Below are 17,619 nucleotides of genomic sequence, written 5' to 3'. Positions count from 1 at the left end.
ACCTGCGACAAGTCGACCGCCCCGCCCAAGGAATCATCATGGACGCCCTTTCCCTCTCCCCGCTCGCCCTGTTCCTGCAGGCGGGTCTTGTCGGCAAGATCGTCATGGTCGTGCTCGGCCTCGCCTCGATCTGGTGCTGGCTGCTGATCGTTGAAGCCCTGTTCGGTCTGGCGCGGCTGTCGCGCGCCCTGCGTTTCACCAACTCCCCCCTGCTGGAGGCGTCCGACATGGAGGGCCATGAGGAGGCGAAAATCCGCATTGCGGGCGAAACCGTTTCCGAACGCCGCGCCCGTGTGACCGAAAAGCTGACGCGCGGCCATATCGAGGTGTTGATGAATGCCGAAGGCGGGCTCGCCAATCTCGCCGTCATCTCCTCGGTCGCGCCATTCATCGGCCTGTTCGGCACGGTCTGGGGCATTATGGCGAGTTTTGTCGGCATAGCGGCGGCGCGCGACACCTCGCTCGCCGTGGTCGCGCCCGGCATCGCCGAGGCCCTGGCCGCCACCGCCTATGGGTTGGCCGCCGCCATTCCCGCCTCCATCGCCTACAACCGCTTGGGGGCCGCGTTCAGCCGCATCGGCCAGCGCATGACCCACCGCGCCGCCGACCGCGCCGCGCAATTCTGCCGCGATCTCGCCTGAGGAGTTTTGTCCATGGCTGGCGGCGCCCCGAACCACAATGGACGGCCCGGATTCTTTCGGCCCCAGGCGGACATCAACGTAACCCCGCTCGTCGACGTCATGCTGGTGCTGCTGATCATTTTCATGGTCACTGCGCCGCTGCTCGCCACTGGCGTGAAGGTCGACCTGCCGCAGGCCAAGGCGGCGAAACCGCTCGACCCCAAGGAGCCCATGGTCGTGGCCATCGACCGTGATGGAAAAGTGTCGCTCGGGGCGGAACAGGTGGACCGCGCCGACCTGGTCGAAAGGATCAAGCTGAAGCTGGGCGATGATCTGGGCCGCACCATCCACCTGCGCGGCGACAAGGAGGCGGCCTTCGGCCAGATCGTCGCGCTGATGGACGAACTCGCGGCCAACGGCCTCACCCATTTGGCGATCGTCACCGACAGCCGCAAGGAAAAGCCGGCGCCGACCGAGCCGCGACAATGAACCTTTCGCCCGCGATCAGACCGGCCTGGTTGCGTCCCACCGCGCTCGCGCTGATCGTGGCGGCCCATTCCACGGCCTTTCTCACCTTCAAGCCGGACGTGGTCCCCGCGCCGCCGCTGGAGTCGATGGAGGTCGGCCTCGTTGCGCTGGGCGAATCCGACGCGGACCAGAAGCCGCAAGAGGAGATCGCGCCCGCCGCGCCGCCTCCCGCGGAAGCCGCGTCCGCAGCCGCGCCGCCCGAACTGACGGCGCCGCCGCCGCAGATCGTCGCGCCAGAGGCGCCGCCGCTGCCGGTCGCCAAGCCAACGCCGCCCAAACTCGTGGCCAAGCTCGAAGATCAACCGGACCCGACGGCCGAGCGCCGCAAGCGCGAATTGGCGCAGAAACGCCGGCAGGAGCGTGAGGAGGAGCGCGAAGAAGCGATCGAGCGTCGCAGGGCCCAGGACGCGCGCGCCGAGGCCCGGCGCGGCGCGGCGCATGGCGCACAGCACGCGAACGGCATGTCGCCCAGCGCTTACGCCGGGCTGGTGGTGGCCGAGTTGAACCGCAAGAAATTTTTCCCGGCTGCGGCGCGCGCGGCGGGGATCACCGGCTCGGTCGGCGTCGCCTTCACCATCGGGCCGTCGGGCCGGGTGGTCAGTCAGTCCATCACCCGCTCGTCCGGCAATGGCGCGCTCGACGGCGCGGCGCATGCGATCCTGAGTTCGCTGCACACCCCGCCCCCGCCCGGCGGACGTTTTTCGACCGCGACGAGCATCAGGTTCAACCTGCGCTAGCGCTTTTTGTTTTGACGCATTTTCTTCACGCGAACCGGCATCCACTTCGCTTGAAAATGCGCTAAACCTGCGCCGGAACCGAACCTGTGCTATTGTGCGGCTCTCGCCGAACTCGCGGAGCGCGCCGATGCGGTGGTTCCTTGCAATTGCTTTGTTCGTTTTCGCCTGCGAGGCGCACGCCGACTGCGTGATCAGCCCCGTCGAATTTTTTCCTGACCGCAACGACCATGTCAGCGCCCAGGTCCGCACGGATCCGGAAAGTTTCTGTGTGTCTTCGTTTCGGGAAGGCCCCGGCTATCATTTCACCTCGGTGAGTGTGGCGCTGCCGCCAAAACATGGCGTGATCGCCACGCTGGGCGAAAATCGCTTCGCCTACCATGCGCTCCCCAACGATCGAGGCCGCGACAGCTACGAGATCCGCGCCTGCGCCGATGTGGGCAAGCGCCACGGCTGCTCCAGGCTGACCTATCTGGTTACGGTGGACTGACGCGAAATTAACCGTGACCCGCTACACAGGCGACGCGCGCAAAAATCCAGAGACGTCGCCCATGTCCCTCGCCAGCCCCGCGGATCCGGCCGTCCGCTCGCTCCTCACCTACCCGCCGACGCTGCCGGTCGTTCGAGAGCCGCTCAAAATCTCGGTCCGGGCGTCGCTCGCGGTCGGACTGGCGGTTTTCGCCTGGTACATGACGGTCGGGCCGCTGCTTCTGTCCGAACCAGACATGCTCTGGCCTATCGAAACCGGCCGGCGCATCCTCGAAACCCAGCATTTTCCGACGGTGGACAGCTATTCCTGGACCATGGCGGGCGCGCCCTGGATGGCCAAGGAATGGGGCGCGCAAGTGCTTTACGCCCTGGCGCAGCGCTACGGCGGATGGATTGGCGTCGTCGCGCTGGCGAGCGCGGCCGTCGCCTTGGCGCTGACGCTGATTTTTGTCGAACTGTCGCGCCGGCTGCCCCTCGCCGTCGCGCTGGTCGCGGATCATGTGGTGGTGGCGCGACCCCATGTGCTGGCCTGGCCGCTGTTCGTCGGCTAGACGATTGTTTTGATGCGCGCGGCAGAGGAGGTGCGGACGCCGCCATGGTGGTCGCTCGCGCTGATGGTTTTTTGGACCAATCTGCACGGCTCCTTTCTGATCGGCCTCGCGCTGATCGCCCCCTTCGCCCTGGAAGCCTTTTTGCGCGCCTCGACAGAGAAACGCGTGGGTTTGGCGATGCGCTGGGCCTTGTTCGCGGCGCTGGCGACCCTCGCCACGCTGGTTCACGCTTATGGGCCGGGCGCGCTGACGTGAGCCTTTTCCGTACTCGACCTGGGCGAGGCCCTAAAACACATCAATGAGCGGAAACAGCAGGATTTTTCTCATCTTTCGGTCTTCGAAATATTCGTGATCGGCGGGGTCGCGGCGGCGCTGTTTTCGGGCCTCAAAGTCCCGCTGCCGCGCCTGCTGCTGCTGGCGATCCTGATTCACCTGGCATTCGCCCACATTCGCCACCAATCCCTGTTCGCCTTTGTCGCGACGCTGACGCTGGCCGCGCCGATTGGCGAGCGGCTCGGCGCGGCGCGACCTTTGTCGGATTGGCTGGGAAAACGGCTCAATCTCGGGGTGTTCGCCGGCGCCCTGCTGGTGGCGACATCCCTCGTCAATGCGGCGCGCAGCCCGATATTTCATCCGGTTCCCCATGCCACGCCGGAGCAGGCGCTGGCCGCCGTGCGGGCGGCGGGCGTCAGCGGCAAGGTCTTCAACAACTATTATTTCGGCGGTTTCCTGATCTCGCAGCACGTGCCGACGCTTATCGATGGCCGCGCCGAATTTTATGGGGCGAAGCGCATAGAAGCCTATTATACGGTTTCCGCAAGATCGCTTCGCGATCCGCGAAAACGAAATCGCGCGGAAATCCTTCAGGCGAAGGGCGGATTTCCGCGCGAGCGGAATACGATTTCCGAACTTATCCTTCGGAAATCGTATTCCGCGGCCATCGACGAGACCGACCCCGAAAAGATGCGCCGCTTCGTCAGCGAAAACGATGTCGCCTGGACCCTGCTTCAGCCCGGCGACGCCGCCATCGCGGCGTTCGAAAAACTCGATGGCTGGAGGCGCCTCTACGCCGACGAGTTCGCCGTCGTCCACGTGCGCGACTCGAAATAAAGTGTCAGTCGTGGCCGTGGCGGTGGTGCAGGTCGGGATAATGCGGATGCGCATGCGCCAGCCCGTCATGGCGATGCCGATGCGCGTGCGGCTCGACCACGGGGCCTTCGTGGTCGCGCTGGTGATGTTCGTCATGCACATGGGCGTGGTCGTGCTCCAGCGCGTCGTGGTCATGTTCGTGGTCATGGCGTTCGGAGAGATGCAGCCAAACGCCGACCGCCATCAAGGCGCCCGCGCCAAGCAGGCGGGCCGAAAACGCCTCGTGCAGAAACGCGATGGCGGCGAGCGCGCCGATGAACGGCGCCAATGAGAAATAGGCGCCGGTCCGCGCCGCCCCGAGATGGCGCAGCGCCAGGATGAACAGAACGAGGCTGACGCCGACGCCGAAAAAGCCGAGCAGCGCCGCCGCGAACAGGAAGAATTCCGGCGCCGCCGCGCCGCGAAACAGGGCGGCGCCGACGTTGACTCCTCCCGCTGCGATCCCCTTGACCAAGGCGATCACGACGGGATCGGCGAACGACAATTTGCGGGTCAAATTGTTGTCGAGCCCCCAGCACAGGCAGGCGCCGGCGACCAGCAGCGCGCCCCGGTCGAGCGCCACGCCGCTCCCCCGCCACGACAGAATGACAGCGCCGAGCAAGATGGCGAAAGCCCCCGCAAGGAGCCGCGCGTCGACATTTTCGCGGAAGACAATCCAGGCGATCGCCATGGTGGCGAGCCCTTCGAGATTGAGCAGCAGCGAGGCGTTCGCCGCGCTCGTCTCGTTAAGGCCGAGCATCAGCAGCAGCGGGCCGAGCAGTCCGCCCGCCACGACAACCACAGCCAGCCAGGGCAGATCGCCCAGCCGCAGGGACGCCTCATCCGCCGGAATTTTCAGCGCTCGGCGGGCGCCATGAGACGCTGCGAGGCCGAGGCCGGCGCCGAGATAGAGGGCGCCCGCCAGCAATTGCGGATCGACGTCGGCCAGCAAAAATTTCGAGAGCGGCGCGGTCAGGCCGAACAGCAGCGCCGAGCCGAGCGCCAGCGGAACGCCCGGCCACACATGCGAAAGATCGTTCTTGACCATCGGCGCCGCCTCCCCTCGCGGAGGTTACATCGCCTCGCGGCCGCACATGCAAGCGCGGCCGCGAAAAAACTTCAGCCGGCGTAGGCCTCGTAGAGGCGCTCCTCCGTCGCGCTGTCCATCGTGCCGTCGATCAACGGCAGCAGCGCCATTTCCTCCTTCTGGACGTGGATCAGCATGCGCTGCACGAATTCGGCGCCGGCGCGCTGGAACTGTTTCCAGCTCTCATCGTCGAAACCATTTTGTTGCGCCGCGCGGCACAGGCCCTCCAGCTTTTGCGCCACCGGGCGCATAAAACTGTGCTCCTCGGTGAGGTGGTCGCCGATCAACTGGTCGCCGACCGAGGCGAGCATTGGAAACAGGTGCTGCTCCTCGAAATCGAAGTGGCGGATCGTATCGGCCTCGATGGCGGCGGCGAGATCGCGCAGCAGCGGATTTCCCGCGTCGATCGGGGTCTTGCGCGGGATCATGGCTTCGAGGCGCTCCATCAGTTCGATGGTTGCGCCGTGTTCCTCGTGAAGAGTCTGGCTGATGCGGTTGGCGAACATGAATAAGCTCCTCAAGTTTTGCCGGAGGCGACGCGCTTCAAAATTCCGGCGATGAACGCGGCGAAAGCCAGGGAACCCGCGAGGCCGACCGCGGAGGCGATCGCCGCGACGAGGGCGTTGTCGAGCACGATCGCGACCGCCAGTCCGGCGAGCGCCGCGAGGTGGAGCCAGGCGTGGACCGTCAGCGGCGCGCTCGCGCCGAGGTCTGACAGCAGGACCGGCCCGCCGCTCGCCCGCGAGACATGCATAGAGGCAAGGAAAGGCGCGATGCGTTGCAGAATGGCGAACAGAAACGTCATCAGCCAGCCACCGAGCGCGACGAGGCCAAACAGGGTGGGACCGCCCGGCCCGGCAAAACCGTTCAAGGCGGCGAGGCCGACCAGCGGAGTCAGCGCCAGCATCGCCCAGGAGATTTTTACGAGGACGAACGACATGCCAAGGCGCTTGCGCATGCCTTTCTTCAGCGTCATCCGCATCAAATGCAGGTGAACAGCGGCGGCGGCCAGACCGAGAAGGCACGACGCCGACAGCACGAGCGTGCTTGCGAAAAAGGCGCCGGCGGAGGCGACGACCACCGTCGCCGTCGCAAGGAAGAAGCCGATCCAGGCCATCTGCCCTTTGGGCGCGTTCGCCAGGGCGAACATCGGCACGAGCACATGGCTGAAACCGAGCGCGAGCAGGCCCATGAAGCCGAAGGCGCCAAGGATCATGTGGCCCAGCGCCAGCCCGGCGTGGTCGGGAAGAAAGCCGATGCGGTTGTCCACGGCGAGGGCAAGCCCGAGCGCCAGCAACAGGATCAGCGAAACGAACGCCGCCCATCCAAATGCCTGGACCAGCGGCATGCTCGCGGAGCGGCGCAAATTTTCGGCGAACAGGCCCGCGAACAGCAGCAGCCCCAAAACGCAGGCCGTCGCGCCAACGATCATGGCGCCAACGTCGGCAAAACCCATGCCGCCGACCAGAGCCAGCACGCCCGGTCCCAGCAGCCAGAACACGATCTTGATCGGCGACACCGCCGCCAGCGGACGCGAAGTCGCTACCGGCAGCAATTGCACGGACGCCCCCGCCGCCGTCATCACCAGCACGCCGACGGTGAGAAGATGCACGGCGGCGAGAGACCTTCCAACCCCCCCACGAAATTGCGTGAATTCACCCGCGGCAAAGATCAGCGCCACCCAAAGCGCGATGTGGAGCGCGCTCGCGGCGGCGAAAAAGCGAAACGGCACGGAGGCCGGCAACAGCCGGCTTTTGGCGGAGGCGAGAAAGACGGTCATGCGCGCGTCCGGACCATTTCGAGTGCGACATGGCCCGGCTGATCGGTCGCGACAAAGCGATGCCGCCAGCCGCGCTCGTCCAGTTCGGGGTAGAGCAGCAGCGGCTCCTGGCTGAGATGCGCGATGAGAAAATCCTCGGCCATGCCGCTGTCGATCAATTGCAGCACAGTGACCAGCGGTTCGGGACAGGGCAGCCCGCGCACATCGACATGGAGCCCTTCCTCACCCCGCCAGACGCGGGGGCCATCGCGGTTGTCTGACATGAAGGCTTGCCTCCCGATGTGACGGTCGGCGTGGATACACTGACACGAGGTCTGCCTTCTTTGCCCTTCAGCAAACTCACGACAGAAAGCGGCAGCCGCGACGCGCGCGCCTGCCGCCAGGGGTCGGCTTGGGATTCAGAGCGGTTTCATACGGTTTTCGCAAGATCGCTTCGCGATCCGCGAAAACGACCATGGTGCGGCGATCATCAGCTCCGCGCGCGACCGTAATCGTCGTGGATGCGGACGACATCGTCGAGCTCGGGCGTCGAGACCTCGATCAAGCGCGTGTCTTCCTGCGCAGTGACGCGGTGATGCATCCCCGGGCTGATCGAATAAGACTCCCCCGCGGTGTAGTCGCGCGTGGCATAGGGCCCGTCGCCAGTCCCGGATTCCAGGGTGAGCCGGCCCGACAGCAGCAGAATCGTTTCGAGCTTTCTTTCGTGATATTGGAGGCTCGACCGCGTGCCCGCCTTGATGAAAATATCCTTGAGCGCATAGCGTTCATTGGCGACGATGAGGAGCTCGCGCCCCCAAGGCTTCACGGTCTCGGTCATGCGCAATGCTCCTGAATGGCGTCGGCTCCGCGCGCTGCGATGGCTTCGGCCATGCGCAGGCGTCCCAGCAGATAGAGGTAGCGACCCATGGCTTTGTCGTAGAGCGGCGACATGTTGATGAAGATGACGCCGTTCAACAGTTCGATCAGGTTGCGATCGTAGCCATTCTCTTCAGCGAAGGCCCAGAAGGCGGCTTGCGCGCGTTCGAGCGACGCGCCGAGGCGATGGCGCAGTTGGAAATCCGTCGGCGCGCGCGCATCGACATGATAGTCGCCCACGTCCATGACCTCGACCGACAAATCCAGCGTGTGGAAGAATTTAGCGAGGTCGTAATAGCGGTCGCCGGCCTCCGTCAGTCCGGCGAAATCGTCGCGCCAATCGATCAGACAATAACCGCCGTCTTCGGCGATCAGAATGTTGTCCGCGTGCAGATCACCGTGGAATGTCGATGGGAGCCCGTTTTCGGCGAGCGCCTTCGCCGCGCCGTCGATCATGGCGCGCACCGACGGACACGGCCGGCCGTTGAGCAGGATGGTCTCGTCTTCCCAAGCGACCCCATGGGCCGCGACAAAGGCGTCGAGCCGTTGCAGGGTCTTGTCAACATAGAATCGTCGGCAGGCTTGGGCGAATATGGTCGCGTCGACGGCGGCCGGGCGCCAGAACCGGCTCTGCAGCCATTCTAGGCAATGCCGTGTTTGCGCGGCGTCGAGGGTTTTGGACAGCAGCGCGCCATGGACGAACCGATAGGCGCAGCAATGCCCGCGCGCGCCCAAAACTTCGACAAAAGTGTCGGCGTTGGCGCGTCCGCGCTCCAACCGACGCTGGGCCGCGTGAGGATCGAAGAACAATTTGATCACCTGATCGCCCATGCGATAGGTCACATCGTTGGTCTTGCCCTCGAAGGTGAAATTCTTCTCGTGCGCCTTGCAGGCTTCGGCCCAGTTGGCATCCGTTCCGGTGTCGATCCAGGTCAGCGGCGCGGTCTTGAGCCCGCACGGAATCAAGGCCTCGAGGCCGGGGACGACCTGCGCCTCGCCCTGCGCGCCGATCACGCCGAGCGCGGCCCAGAAAGCTTCGGCGTCGCGAATGCCGGCGATGCCGATGAAGGCGAGGCTCGTGCCCTCAGGAGACTTGTCGATCAGGCGCGTGACATCGCCCTGCGCATCGCAGCCGACGGTGCACCAACGCTCGGGATGTTCCGCCTGCTGAACGCCGATCCAGTTAAAGTCCGGAGGCGGGATCACCCCCTCCACCAGCGTATCGCAACTCGTGAGAATGAAGGGGCCGGGCAGTTGGTCGCGACAAGCGCGCAACGACGTCCCCGGTCCCGAGCCGGGACCGTCGAAATTATCGACCGTCACCAGGGCGATGTCCGCATCCGGGTGCGCCAGGGCAAGGTAATCGCGCATTTGCTCGGCCTTGCTGCCGAGCGCGATGACGAAGCGGGTGTCGCGTGGAAAGGCGCGGATGATGCGCGACACCACCGCGATATTGCCAACCGGCAGCAGACCCTTGTGCAGATTGCCGCCGAAGGCGGTGAGGCGCGAGCCGACGCCCGCCGCCAGAATGCAGACATCGTAAGCCATTGCGCTCACCCGAGCCGCTTGGTGGCGAGCAACGTGACCCGTTTGGGCGGAAGGTCAGGCAGACCCGCCAGAACATCGAAATCGGACCGCCACTCGTCGAGCGCCGGCTTCGGCGTGCCGATCACGCAGTGCAGATCGAAGCCCAGTTCATCGAACAGCCGCCGATATCCCTCCTCGTCGAGATATTGGTGGATTTCCAGCTGTTCGACCCGCCAGCGGTGCTCCTGCCCGGTCTTGATCTTGTTGTATTGGGTGAGCAGGATGCAGAAGTCGTGCGCGGCGAGGACGATGACATCGTCCTGCGGGCGTTCGACCTTCATGCGCCGCGACGGATATTCGCTGAGAAAACGCTCCACGGCGGCGCGCGTCTGCGGCGTCCGCATCCGAACCGTGACCGGCCCCGTTTCGGCGGTCAACACATTGTCTGTGATGGCGATACCGCCGCCCGGCCGGACAATGCGCGCCACCGAGGCGAGCGCGTCGCGCACCGCCTTGCTTCCGCGCTCATGGTCGATCTCGCCCGGCGCGTCGCGCGAGACGCGACCGTAGAAGGAGTAGATTTCATGGATCATGTCGAGGAGGAAGACGAGATCGAACCGATCCTCCCACTGATCGATCACGAAAATATCGCCGACGCGCCATTCGACATTCTGCCCCGCATGCTCCGCCTTCATGCGTTCGACAATGGCGGCGTCGTAATCGGCGCAGACGAATTTCGACGCCTTCAGGCGATCCCGGTGCTTGAAAGCGATGTCGCTGGTGCCGCAACCGATGTCGAGGATGGTCTCGATGCAATCGGGGAGATAGGTGGTGATCAGGTGATCGAGGACAGCTTCCTTGTATTGGCTGGTGTCGCCGCCGACAAGGTCGTCCCAATAAGCCGTCAGCTTGCGCGTCTTGTGGTCATCGGTCAGCACGGCTCAGCCTCCAGGGGTGCGAGTGTCGCCAGCAACCGCTCGGTCGCCGAAGACAGGCGGTAGCATTGGCATTCGGGATTGATCCGGAAAAAGCGATCGTAGAAGGTCGACGCGTAATGGTTCATGTGCATGCGCGTCGTGAAACCGTATTTGCGTCGCATCCATTGCCGACCTTCCTCGAAGACGCGGCGCTGGTTGATCGTGAAAGGGTCGGTCTGCATCAGATCCGCCTTGCAGCGCAGGATGTCGGTGTTCTCGCGGATCATCGACTTGGTCGTCACCGCCGTGGCGTAGTCGTTGACATAGCCCTTGATGATCAGCTCCAGATCGACGCCATAGCCGCGGAAATTGCTTCCGTCATAGAGAAAGTTGAGCGGACCGGGATTCTCGGTTTCCTTCACCGTTTCAATGAAGGAGCGCCGCACCATCCACGCGAGGTGATTGATGTGCCAGACATAGGCGGTGGAGGCCTCGCCGATCATCGACTGTTCCTGCCAGTTTTCGGCGCAGGGCGACAAGATCCCGACCTTGCCATGCGCATCCATTTCGCTCAGCATCGGCGGGATCGGATTGTCGAGGAAGACGACGTCGTTGCAGACGAGAAAGAAATAGTCGTAATCGAAGAACTTGCCCGCCTTGAACAATTCGAACAGGCCGTAATTGAACCCGCGCGGCCAGCGCAATCCGTCGCGCCGGGCTTCCTCCGAATTCGCCCAGAAACTGTAATAGCGGGACAGGCGGCCGCGGGCTGAGCCGCTCTCGACCACATAAATGTCCTGTTCGCCATTGTTGCAGTTCTGCAGGAAATCGACCAGCGCGTCCGTCGACTCCGGCATGTTTCGGTTCAGGATGATGGTGGCGATGCGCGGTTTCATGCTTGGTTCACCAGACGGAAGCCGAAAAGGTAGCGGGCGATCGACGCTTCGACCCAAGAGCGCAGGACGTCATCGAGCACGACGCCCGAACCGTTGAGCCGTGACTGGACTTGGGCCTTGAGCTCCAGGAAGGCAGGCGTCGAAAACGTGTAGTGACCGGCGATCACCGCTTTCTGACGGTCGGTCGCCGTCGTCGACGGCAACATCCATTTTTCCCACTTCTTCGTCTCGTAGGCGATCTCCAGGAAGCGATCGCGCAAGACGTTCAGGCGCTGGGATTCCAGCACATGCAGCAAGGCGCGCGATTCCACGACGCCGAACTCCGGCGCCACATTCGCCGCGTGAATGCCCAGCCAGGAATGCCAACCGACCACCTCATCGGAGACATAATCGGTGTTGTGCTGCTTGAGATGCAGACCGAAATGGTTGAGAATCGCGAGCACGCCAGGCAGATGGACCGTGGAGGGCACCTCCTCGGCAATGCGATAAGGGCTGTTCATGGAGCCGACATTGACGGTCTCCATGACTTTGGTGCCGGTCTGCGCCACGACGAAGAAGGGCAGAGGCAGGTTGTTTCCCCTGCAAAATTTCGTCACCTGGGTGATCAGCGCACACAGGCTGTCGAGCGCCTGGGACACGGCGTCCTGCTCTTCCGTGCCGATTTCGAAGACGATGTCGCGCCCCATGCGGCGCGCGGTTTTCCAACAGAATTCGTAGAGCGTGAACAGACGCTCCAGCACGTCCTCGAACGAGGGGGCGCCGCCGTCGGGCCCGACGCTGGGATCGATATGGATGACGCAATAGCCCGCGGCTATGTCTTCTTCGTAGGAAGCGCGCGCCGAATCCATCGCGGACGTGGCGTCGTAACCGCGCTTGATCTCTTCCGTGTTCTGCCAGGGACCGCCATGATCGCGCGACAGCAGGATGTGGCCCCCCACGTCGCGCTGGCGGACATATTCGGCGAAACGCGAGGCGTTCCAGCCATTGACATAGCCGCCGCCCAGCCGATCCGTGTCGATCTGCCGACGGCTTGCGACGAGCATCAGATCCACATCGTGCCGATTGGCGAGCCCAATCGCCGCATCGACGCAATTGAGGCTCATCGGCCCGACGCCGAGCAAGGTGCACGGACGATGAGAAAGCTGCTCGGCGAGCCTTTTGCGAATTATGCTGTCCATCCGCCCGAAACCTCATAGCCGGCGACGTCGACGCCCAGGACGTCGAAACCGTCAAAAAACTTCGTCATCACGTGCATGCAGGCTTCCGCCACGGCCCGATGGCCGCCGGGACGCCGCGTGACATGATTGGCGTGATGAAGCGCCGCAGGGTCGGCGTCCGCCGGAGCGATCCCGTAAGCGATCCTGCGAAAGACCAGCGCATCGAAAAGGCCGTCCCCCATGTAGATCACCCGGTCGAGCGGATAGCGCTCGGCGATCCACGCCACGCGGTCATGGGTGCTGACGAGGTCGAGTGGAAACTTCATGTCCGTCTCGATCCGCCGGCGGGAAATCTCGAAGCCGCGCGCGTCGCCCGAGACGAAGCGGATCTCGATGCGCTTCTTGATGAGACTGAGGGCGTCGTGATCGTCGGGCCCGAAGCGTTTCATCAGCTTGCCCTCGGCGGTGTAATACTGCGCGCCATCGGTCATCACGCCATCGACATCAAGGATGAAAACTTGAGGCTTCGGGGCGGCTTCAGTGGCTGTCATGCGTCATGTCCTTCAAACCGGGTCGACGTAAGCGCGAATTCTGGCGATGCGCCCGTCGCGCCATTCGATGACATCGACGCCCGCGATGCGAGCGGACCCGATCGTGAGTTGGAACTCGAGGATCGAGACGGCGCCATCGAGCCAGATGTTCGCGACCTCGCAGCGAAACACGGGATCGAGCGCGAACAATTTGCCCATGAAGGCGACGATGCTTTGCTTACCGACGATTTCCTTTTCGCCGGGGTCGAACAGCACGGCGTCGTCGTGCAGCATGACCGCGACATTGGTCAGGTCGCGCTCCGAGACAAGCGTCGCATAGCGCAGCGTCTCGTTCCTCAAATCATGCCGTTGATCGTCAGCCATCTTGCACTCCCTCCGCCGAATTCCTGGCGCCACGGCGCCTCTCGCCAAAACCAAATGTCCTCGCGGGAGGCCGATCGCCGGACATCAATCCGGACCCTGAATTTCCGGAATGACCATGTTCAGATTGCCCGGCGGAATATCGAGCCGGGGACGGTTGCAAAGCTGGTAGATCGGATTGAAACATTCGGGATTGTTGAACACGGTGTTGCTGTCCCAGAATCCGTCGTCGATGAAGGAGAGGTTGGGATAGACCAGCGTGACGATGTAGTAGAGAAGATGCATGTGGTGCCTGAGAAGACCCATGCTTTGCAGGGCGTTGAAGAAGGCGGGCACTGCATTCTTGCCGACGATGTGGATGGCGTCGCCGACCCTCTTGTGGTCTCTCCAGTAATGTCTGTATTCGCGCCAGGGGAAGACGATCTGGTCGCGGCTCAGCTTGACGCCCCATTCGTTGAACGGCTTCAGATAGAGAAGATCGAAGCGCACGGCGATGATGCAGTCGAGGTCGGGATTGTGCGCGTAGACGTCTTGAAGCCCCCGCGTGAAGGTCGTGATCTGATTGCCGACCTTGGGGTCGAGCAAGGTGACGATTTCCGGATTGAGGGCCTCGGTCCAGGCCTGAACGGCCGGGCTGTCGAATGTGACCAAATAGACCTTGACCTGATGCTCCGCTTGCAAGGGCCGCAACAGATATTCGACGAAGCGTTCGATGCAGACTCGACTGTCCAGGGGAAACCCGAACCGGTCTCGGTCGAGCATGTTGTGTCCTCTGACAAGCAAGGCGACATTCATGGCTGGAGGAGCCTTTCGAGTGATGGACCGGATGCCGTCGCGAACCCTGGTCGGGAAGGGTCGAATCCGCGCATCGAGCGCTAGACATGATTAAGATGTGGAGCTTGTCCGTAGCTGAACCGTGGACGCTTCCCCGGCGGCGGCGCGATCAAGACTGGCGCGGCCACAGGACATGAATATGGCCCGCGCGCCGGCGGGCCATTCAAATTCGCTTCGATGTCAGAACGTCATACGGTTTCAGCAAGATCGCTTCGCGATCCGCGAAAACGAAATCGCGCGGAAATCCTCCAGGCGAAGGGCGGATGTCCGCGCGAGTGGAATACAATTTCCGAACTGATCGTTCGGAAATCGTATCACGCGTCTTGCGCGCGCCAAAACCTATTGTCGCGGGGGATCGGATGGTGCTTGTTCAACAGCTCCAGCCGGTCGCGATAGACGCGCTCGTAAGCAGCGTCGTCAAGCTGGTCGACCGCCTCGAGATCCAGCGCGGCGCCGATCTCGTAGTAGAGATCGAGATTGGTCAGATCGGGCGTCGGCGTCAGGCCCTGTTCGCGCTCCAACTGCATCTGCTCGAAACAGGCTTCAAGCCCGAGCACCAGCGCGGGGATGTCGCGCAGCACGCTGCCTTCGCGCGCTTGCGGCGTCAGCCTTTGCCGATAGGCCGCAAGGCTTTGCGGATTGCGACCGAAGGCGATGGCGCGCTGCACATAGTCCTCCGCATTGGCGCAAATCAGATCGTCGAGCCCTGCGGCGGCGACCACGCTGGCGCAGAAACGCGAGGCGAAACTGCGCCCGGGCACGGTCAGGATCGGCAGGCCGACAGTGAGCGAATCCGCGGCGGTCGAATGCGCGCCATAGGGCGCAGTGTCGAGGAACAGATCGGCAAGCGCGATGCGCGCGAGATGCGCTGAATTCCCCGCCTTGGGCGCGAACAGAAGTCGCTCGGGCGCAACACTCGCAGCGGCTGCCGCATCCTGAAGTCGCTTGTTGGTGTCGGGCGTTCCCGTCAGCAGCCAAAGCACGCTGCCCGGCGTTTCCGCGAGGATGCGCATCCACCGCGCGAAAACGGCGCGCGTCAGCTTTTGCATGCCATTGAAACAGGCGTAGACGAAGGCGCCTTCAGGAAGGCCCGCCTGTGCGCGCGTCGGCGACGGATCGATGGCGCGCTTTCGGTCGATTGGTTGATTGCAAGGAATGCGCAACACGCGTTCGGAAAAATAACGCTCGGACCCGGGCGGCGCGATGCGCGCGTCGGTGATGCAATATTGATGATAGGGTGTGCCCATCGTGCCGGGATAGCCGCACCAGTTTACGATCACCGGCGCCGGACGCCAGGAGAAGATCTTTGTGCGCGCGTGCTTGGTGTAGCCGTTCACATCAACCAGAATGTCGATCTCGTCCCGCAGGATGGCCTCCGCCGCTGCGCGATCGCTTATCGCGGAAATGTCGCGCCATCCGTCGAGCGCGGCGCGGATACGGATCTGCACCGGACAGTCGCTCTTGGGCTCGCCGCAGTAATAGCCAAAGGTTTCAACGCGCGATTTATCATGCAATTCGAGGACTTCACTGAGGGCAAAACCGACCGCGTGAGCGCGCAAATCGGAGGACAGATAGCCGATGCGCAGACGGCCGCGCCCCCCCGATTTCGGACGCGGCTCGCATTGGAAGGGCGCCTCCTCGCGCTTGCCGACCAACGACTTGCCGTAGCGATAGGCCTTGGCGAGCTGGAACATCGGATCGTCGGCGAAAACCGCCAACGCCATGGGCGACATAGCCTCGATCAATTGCGCCTGCGAGACCTGGTCCGAAGGCGTAAGCACTGGCCACTTGCATTGGCGCTGGCGCAATGCGAGCCAGTGCTGGCCCGCCTCGGTGCGCTCCGGCCGCAGTTCGATCGCCTGGCGCAGGATGGTTTCCGACTCCTGCAGCAATTCGGAATTCTCGTAGACGCGGCCAAGATGCTGAAGCGCCATCAACCGGTGCTGGGCGCGCTCGGGCGTAATTGCCGCTGTCGCTTCGAGGTAATTTCGCCACTTCTGCACGGCGTCCGGGATCAGGCCAGCATCCTCAAACGCGCGGCCGAGATTGACATGCGCGGCGCCGAAGGAGGGATCGATGTGCAAGCAGGCGCGCAGGGCGTTGATCGATCCGGGGAGATCGCCGAGTTCGCGCAGCGCGACCGCATAATTGAAACAGGCGAAATGAACGAACTTGTCTTCGTTGTTATAGGCGATCCACATGTTGTAGAGGTCGGCCGCCTGCTGCGGCAGGCCAAGAGCCTTCAGCCCCTCCGCCGCCTGGATGAGATCTCCAAGAGGAAAAGCTCGAAGCTTGATGCGCGCGGCGAGTTCGAGGAAGGGCGAGTTGAGGAGAGGCAGGTCCTGCTGCGCCTGTGGCGCAGTCTCTTGCACTGTGAGCGTCGCTGTCTTCGGCACGTGTGAGGCTCGTTCGTGGTTTGAAACCGGGCGCGCGGGCGTAAGCCTGCCGCCTCGTCCCTTTCTGGGACACCGACCTTGCCTCGGGCTTGCTTGCCCGCGAGCTTGCGCCAGCGGGACGGCGCCGCCCGTGGGCGGCGCCGTATCATATTAGCTGTTCAGATAGGCGAGGAGAACCGCATCCGCCTGAGACGTGCTCAGCGCTTGGAACTGGGCGGTCGTGAAGGCCTGCGCCTGGGTGCTGGTCATGCTCAAGATGTCTGTGGTCGTCAGTCCCGGCAAGGCCGCAGTGCTGATCGCCGCAATCTCATCGGTCGTCAACACGTCGATCTCAGCTGTGGTCAGCGCAGCAACCTGTGAAGACTTCAGCGCGGCGACCTGGCTTGAGCCCAGGGCCTGGAACTGAGCGCTGGTCATGGCGCCGACCTGACTGGACAGCAACGCGTTGACCTGACCGGTGCTGAGGGCGGCGACGGCGGCGGTCGTCAGGTTCGTGACCTGCGCCGTGGTCAATCCCACAATGGCGTTCAGCGCAAGCGCGGTGATCTTCGAGTTGCTGATGACCGCGACGTCGGCCGTCGACAGAGACGCAAGTTGAGTTGACGACAAAACATGCATCTGATCGGTCGAAAGGGCCGCAAACTGATCGCTCTTCAACGCGCCAATCTGCGCCCCGATCAGGGCCGCGACATCGCTCGTGGTCAAAACCACGACCTGAGCCGTCGACAACGCCGCCAGATCCACGGTCTCAATCGCCGCCGCCTGCGCGGAGGTCAGCGCGCGAACCTGATCCGTGGTCAGCGCCGCGGTCTGGGCCGAGGTCAGGGCCGCGACCTGCGCGGCCTTCAGCGCCGCCGTCGCCGCGGTCGTCAGCACCGACACCTGGGCCGTCGACATCGCCGCCAAAGCGGCGCTGCTCAGCGCGGCCGCCTGGCCGGAGCTCAGGGCGTGAACCTGGTTGGTCGTCAGAGCCACCGCTTCGGCCGTGGTCAGCGCGCCGATCTGGCTCGAGGTCACCGCGGCGATCTGCGCCGTCGACAGAGCGGCGAGGTCGACCGTCTCCATCGCCGAGATCTGGCTCGTCGTCAGAGCCGCGAGCGCGCCGGTGGTCAGAACAGCCGCCTGGGCGGAGGTCAGCGCCACCACGCTGGCGCTGCTCAGCGCCGCCGCCTGAACGGAGGTCAGCGCATGCGCCTGATCCGTGGTCAG

20 protein-coding genes and 1 pseudogene are annotated in these 17,619 nt (G+C 63.8%); 7 read left to right on the top strand and 14 right to left on the bottom strand.

Features of this window, described 5'->3' with window-relative positions; genetic code table 11:
- Positions 1 to 38: 38 nt before the first annotated feature.
- The 7 genes from GJ654_RS16580 (at position 39) to GJ654_RS16550 (ending at position 4,032) form a co-directional block, all read left to right on the top strand.
- Positions 39 to 641, top strand: coding sequence for a MotA/TolQ/ExbB proton channel family protein (locus GJ654_RS16580; protein ID WP_155447296.1), 603 nt, complete (start codon positions 39 to 41; stop codon positions 639 to 641).
- 12 nt (positions 642 to 653) lie between these two features.
- Positions 654 to 1,109 carry an ExbD/TolR family protein gene (locus GJ654_RS16575; protein ID WP_155447295.1) on the top strand — a complete coding sequence of 152 codons (456 nt, stop codon included), beginning with the start codon at positions 654 to 656 and terminating at the stop codon, positions 1,107 to 1,109.
- Positions 1,106 to 1,885, top strand: a complete 780-nt coding sequence (locus tag GJ654_RS16570) for an energy transducer TonB (protein WP_155447294.1) — start codon at positions 1,106 to 1,108, stop codon at positions 1,883 to 1,885. The genes GJ654_RS16575 and GJ654_RS16570 overlap by 4 nt, the downstream gene beginning before the upstream one ends.
- Positions 1,886 to 2,012: 127 nt before the next feature.
- Positions 2,013 to 2,372 carry a hypothetical protein gene (locus GJ654_RS16565; protein WP_155447293.1) on the top strand — a complete coding sequence of 120 codons (360 nt, stop codon included), beginning with the start codon at positions 2,013 to 2,015 and terminating at the stop codon, positions 2,370 to 2,372.
- A 13-nt stretch (positions 2,373 to 2,385) separates the two neighbouring features.
- The gene (locus GJ654_RS16560) at positions 2,386 to 2,922 is read left to right on the top strand and encodes a hypothetical protein (protein WP_155447292.1); all 537 of its coding nucleotides are present in this window, start codon (positions 2,386 to 2,388) and stop codon (positions 2,920 to 2,922) included.
- Positions 2,923 to 2,934: 12 nt separating this feature from the next.
- Positions 2,935 to 3,177 (top strand): hypothetical protein, encoded by a 243-nt coding sequence (locus tag GJ654_RS16555; RefSeq protein WP_155447291.1) that lies wholly within the window; start codon positions 2,935 to 2,937, stop codon positions 3,175 to 3,177.
- A gap of 93 nt (positions 3,178 to 3,270) precedes the next feature.
- Positions 3,271 to 4,032, top strand: coding sequence for a hypothetical protein (locus tag GJ654_RS16550; RefSeq protein WP_155447290.1), 762 nt, complete (start codon positions 3,271 to 3,273; stop codon positions 4,030 to 4,032).
- A gap of 4 nt (positions 4,033 to 4,036) precedes the next feature.
- Here the strand turns inward: GJ654_RS16550 and GJ654_RS16545 are convergent, their stop codons facing one another.
- The 14 genes and pseudogenes from GJ654_RS16545 to GJ654_RS20870 form a co-directional block, all read right to left on the bottom strand.
- The gene (locus GJ654_RS16545; RefSeq protein ID WP_155447289.1) at positions 4,037 to 5,098 is read right to left on the bottom strand and encodes a DMT family transporter; all 1,062 of its coding nucleotides are present in this window, start codon (positions 5,096 to 5,098) and stop codon (positions 4,037 to 4,039) included.
- Between the two features lie 71 nt (positions 5,099 to 5,169).
- Complete coding sequence (locus GJ654_RS16540; protein ID WP_155447288.1) at positions 5,170 to 5,643, bottom strand: hemerythrin domain-containing protein; 474 nt, start codon at positions 5,641 to 5,643, stop codon at positions 5,170 to 5,172.
- An 11-nt stretch (positions 5,644 to 5,654) separates the two neighbouring features.
- The gene (locus tag GJ654_RS16535) at positions 5,655 to 6,917 is read right to left on the bottom strand and encodes a hypothetical protein (RefSeq protein WP_155447287.1); all 1,263 of its coding nucleotides are present in this window, start codon (positions 6,915 to 6,917) and stop codon (positions 5,655 to 5,657) included.
- Positions 6,914 to 7,180: a DUF2249 domain-containing protein gene (locus tag GJ654_RS16530; protein ID WP_155447286.1), complete on the bottom strand. Its 267-nt coding sequence runs from the start codon at positions 7,178 to 7,180 to the stop codon at positions 6,914 to 6,916. Before GJ654_RS16530 ends, GJ654_RS16535 begins: the two co-directional genes overlap by 4 nt.
- A gap of 206 nt (positions 7,181 to 7,386) precedes the next feature.
- On the bottom strand, positions 7,387 to 7,734 hold the full coding sequence (locus GJ654_RS16525; RefSeq protein ID WP_155447285.1) for a cupin domain-containing protein: 348 nt from the start codon (positions 7,732 to 7,734) through the stop codon (positions 7,387 to 7,389).
- The gene (locus tag GJ654_RS16520; RefSeq protein WP_155447284.1) at positions 7,731 to 9,320 is read right to left on the bottom strand and encodes an NTP transferase domain-containing protein; all 1,590 of its coding nucleotides are present in this window, start codon (positions 9,318 to 9,320) and stop codon (positions 7,731 to 7,733) included. The genes GJ654_RS16525 and GJ654_RS16520 overlap by 4 nt, the downstream gene beginning before the upstream one ends.
- Before the next feature lie 5 nt (positions 9,321 to 9,325).
- Entirely contained in the window at positions 9,326 to 10,237 is a 912-nt protein-coding gene (locus tag GJ654_RS16515) for a class I SAM-dependent methyltransferase (RefSeq protein WP_155447283.1), read from the bottom strand.
- Positions 10,231 to 11,112 (bottom strand): hypothetical protein, encoded by an 882-nt coding sequence (locus GJ654_RS16510; protein WP_155447282.1) that lies wholly within the window; start codon positions 11,110 to 11,112, stop codon positions 10,231 to 10,233. Before GJ654_RS16510 ends, GJ654_RS16515 begins: the two co-directional genes overlap by 7 nt.
- On the bottom strand, positions 11,109 to 12,290 hold the full coding sequence (locus GJ654_RS16505) for a class II D-tagatose-bisphosphate aldolase non-catalytic subunit (protein WP_155447281.1): 1,182 nt from the start codon (positions 12,288 to 12,290) through the stop codon (positions 11,109 to 11,111). The genes GJ654_RS16510 and GJ654_RS16505 overlap by 4 nt, the downstream gene beginning before the upstream one ends.
- Complete coding sequence (locus GJ654_RS16500) at positions 12,278 to 12,820, bottom strand: phosphatase (RefSeq protein ID WP_155447280.1); 543 nt, start codon at positions 12,818 to 12,820, stop codon at positions 12,278 to 12,280. Before GJ654_RS16500 ends, GJ654_RS16505 begins: the two co-directional genes overlap by 13 nt.
- A 12-nt stretch (positions 12,821 to 12,832) precedes the next feature.
- Positions 12,833 to 13,183: a nuclear transport factor 2 family protein gene (locus GJ654_RS16495; RefSeq protein ID WP_155447279.1), complete on the bottom strand. Its 351-nt coding sequence runs from the start codon at positions 13,181 to 13,183 to the stop codon at positions 12,833 to 12,835.
- 84 nt (positions 13,184 to 13,267) lie between these two features.
- Complete coding sequence (locus GJ654_RS16490) at positions 13,268 to 13,942, bottom strand: hypothetical protein (protein WP_155447278.1); 675 nt, start codon at positions 13,940 to 13,942, stop codon at positions 13,268 to 13,270.
- 386 nt (positions 13,943 to 14,328) lie between these two features.
- On the bottom strand, positions 14,329 to 16,353 hold the full coding sequence (locus GJ654_RS16485; RefSeq protein ID WP_425540400.1) for a glycosyl transferase: 2,025 nt from the start codon (positions 16,351 to 16,353) through the stop codon (positions 14,329 to 14,331).
- A gap of 207 nt (positions 16,354 to 16,560) precedes the next feature.
- Positions 16,561 to 17,619 (bottom strand): annotated as a pseudogene (locus GJ654_RS20870) (beta strand repeat-containing protein); the annotation flags it as partial.

Source organism: Rhodoblastus acidophilus (genome assembly GCF_009720655.1).
In the GTDB taxonomy this organism is placed as follows: domain Bacteria; phylum Pseudomonadota; class Alphaproteobacteria; order Rhizobiales; family Beijerinckiaceae; genus Rhodoblastus; species Rhodoblastus acidophilus_A.
The sequence above is the reverse complement of the archived record's forward strand: the minus strand, read 5'-3'. Positions and strand labels throughout refer to the sequence as shown.

Excerpts from the sequence above, each read along its gene's own strand:
- GJ654_RS16580 (WP_155447296.1), top strand. The coding sequence starts at position 39 with ATGGACGCCCTTTCCCTCTCCCCGCTCGCCCTGTTCCTGCAGGCGGGT.
- GJ654_RS16520 (WP_155447284.1), bottom strand. The coding sequence starts at position 9,320 with ATGGCTTACGATGTCTGCATTCTGGCGGCGGGCGTCGGCTCGCGCCTC.
- GJ654_RS16535 (WP_155447287.1), bottom strand. The coding sequence starts at position 6,917 with ATGACCGTCTTTCTCGCCTCCGCCAAAAGCCGGCTGTTGCCGGCCTCC.
- GJ654_RS16525 (WP_155447285.1), bottom strand. The coding sequence starts at position 7,734 with ATGACCGAGACCGTGAAGCCTTGGGGGCGCGAGCTCCTCATCGTCGCC.
- GJ654_RS16500 (WP_155447280.1), bottom strand. The coding sequence starts at position 12,820 with ATGACAGCCACTGAAGCCGCCCCGAAGCCTCAAGTTTTCATCCTTGAT.
- GJ654_RS16505 (WP_155447281.1), bottom strand. The coding sequence starts at position 12,290 with ATGGACAGCATAATTCGCAAAAGGCTCGCCGAGCAGCTTTCTCATCGT.
- GJ654_RS16545 (WP_155447289.1), bottom strand. The coding sequence starts at position 5,098 with ATGGTCAAGAACGATCTTTCGCATGTGTGGCCGGGCGTTCCGCTGGCG.
- GJ654_RS16555 (WP_155447291.1), top strand. The coding sequence starts at position 2,935 with ATGCGCGCGGCAGAGGAGGTGCGGACGCCGCCATGGTGGTCGCTCGCG.
- GJ654_RS16575 (WP_155447295.1), top strand. The coding sequence starts at position 654 with ATGGCTGGCGGCGCCCCGAACCACAATGGACGGCCCGGATTCTTTCGG.
- GJ654_RS16570 (WP_155447294.1), top strand. The coding sequence starts at position 1,106 with ATGAACCTTTCGCCCGCGATCAGACCGGCCTGGTTGCGTCCCACCGCG.
- GJ654_RS16495 (WP_155447279.1), bottom strand. The coding sequence starts at position 13,183 with ATGGCTGACGATCAACGGCATGATTTGAGGAACGAGACGCTGCGCTAT.
- GJ654_RS16530 (WP_155447286.1), bottom strand. The coding sequence starts at position 7,180 with ATGTCAGACAACCGCGATGGCCCCCGCGTCTGGCGGGGTGAGGAAGGG.
- GJ654_RS16565 (WP_155447293.1), top strand. The coding sequence starts at position 2,013 with ATGCGGTGGTTCCTTGCAATTGCTTTGTTCGTTTTCGCCTGCGAGGCG.
- GJ654_RS16490 (WP_155447278.1), bottom strand. The coding sequence starts at position 13,942 with ATGCTCGACCGAGACCGGTTCGGGTTTCCCCTGGACAGTCGAGTCTGC.
- GJ654_RS16540 (WP_155447288.1), bottom strand. The coding sequence starts at position 5,643 with ATGTTCGCCAACCGCATCAGCCAGACTCTTCACGAGGAACACGGCGCA.
- GJ654_RS16510 (WP_155447282.1), bottom strand. The coding sequence starts at position 11,112 with ATGAAACCGCGCATCGCCACCATCATCCTGAACCGAAACATGCCGGAG.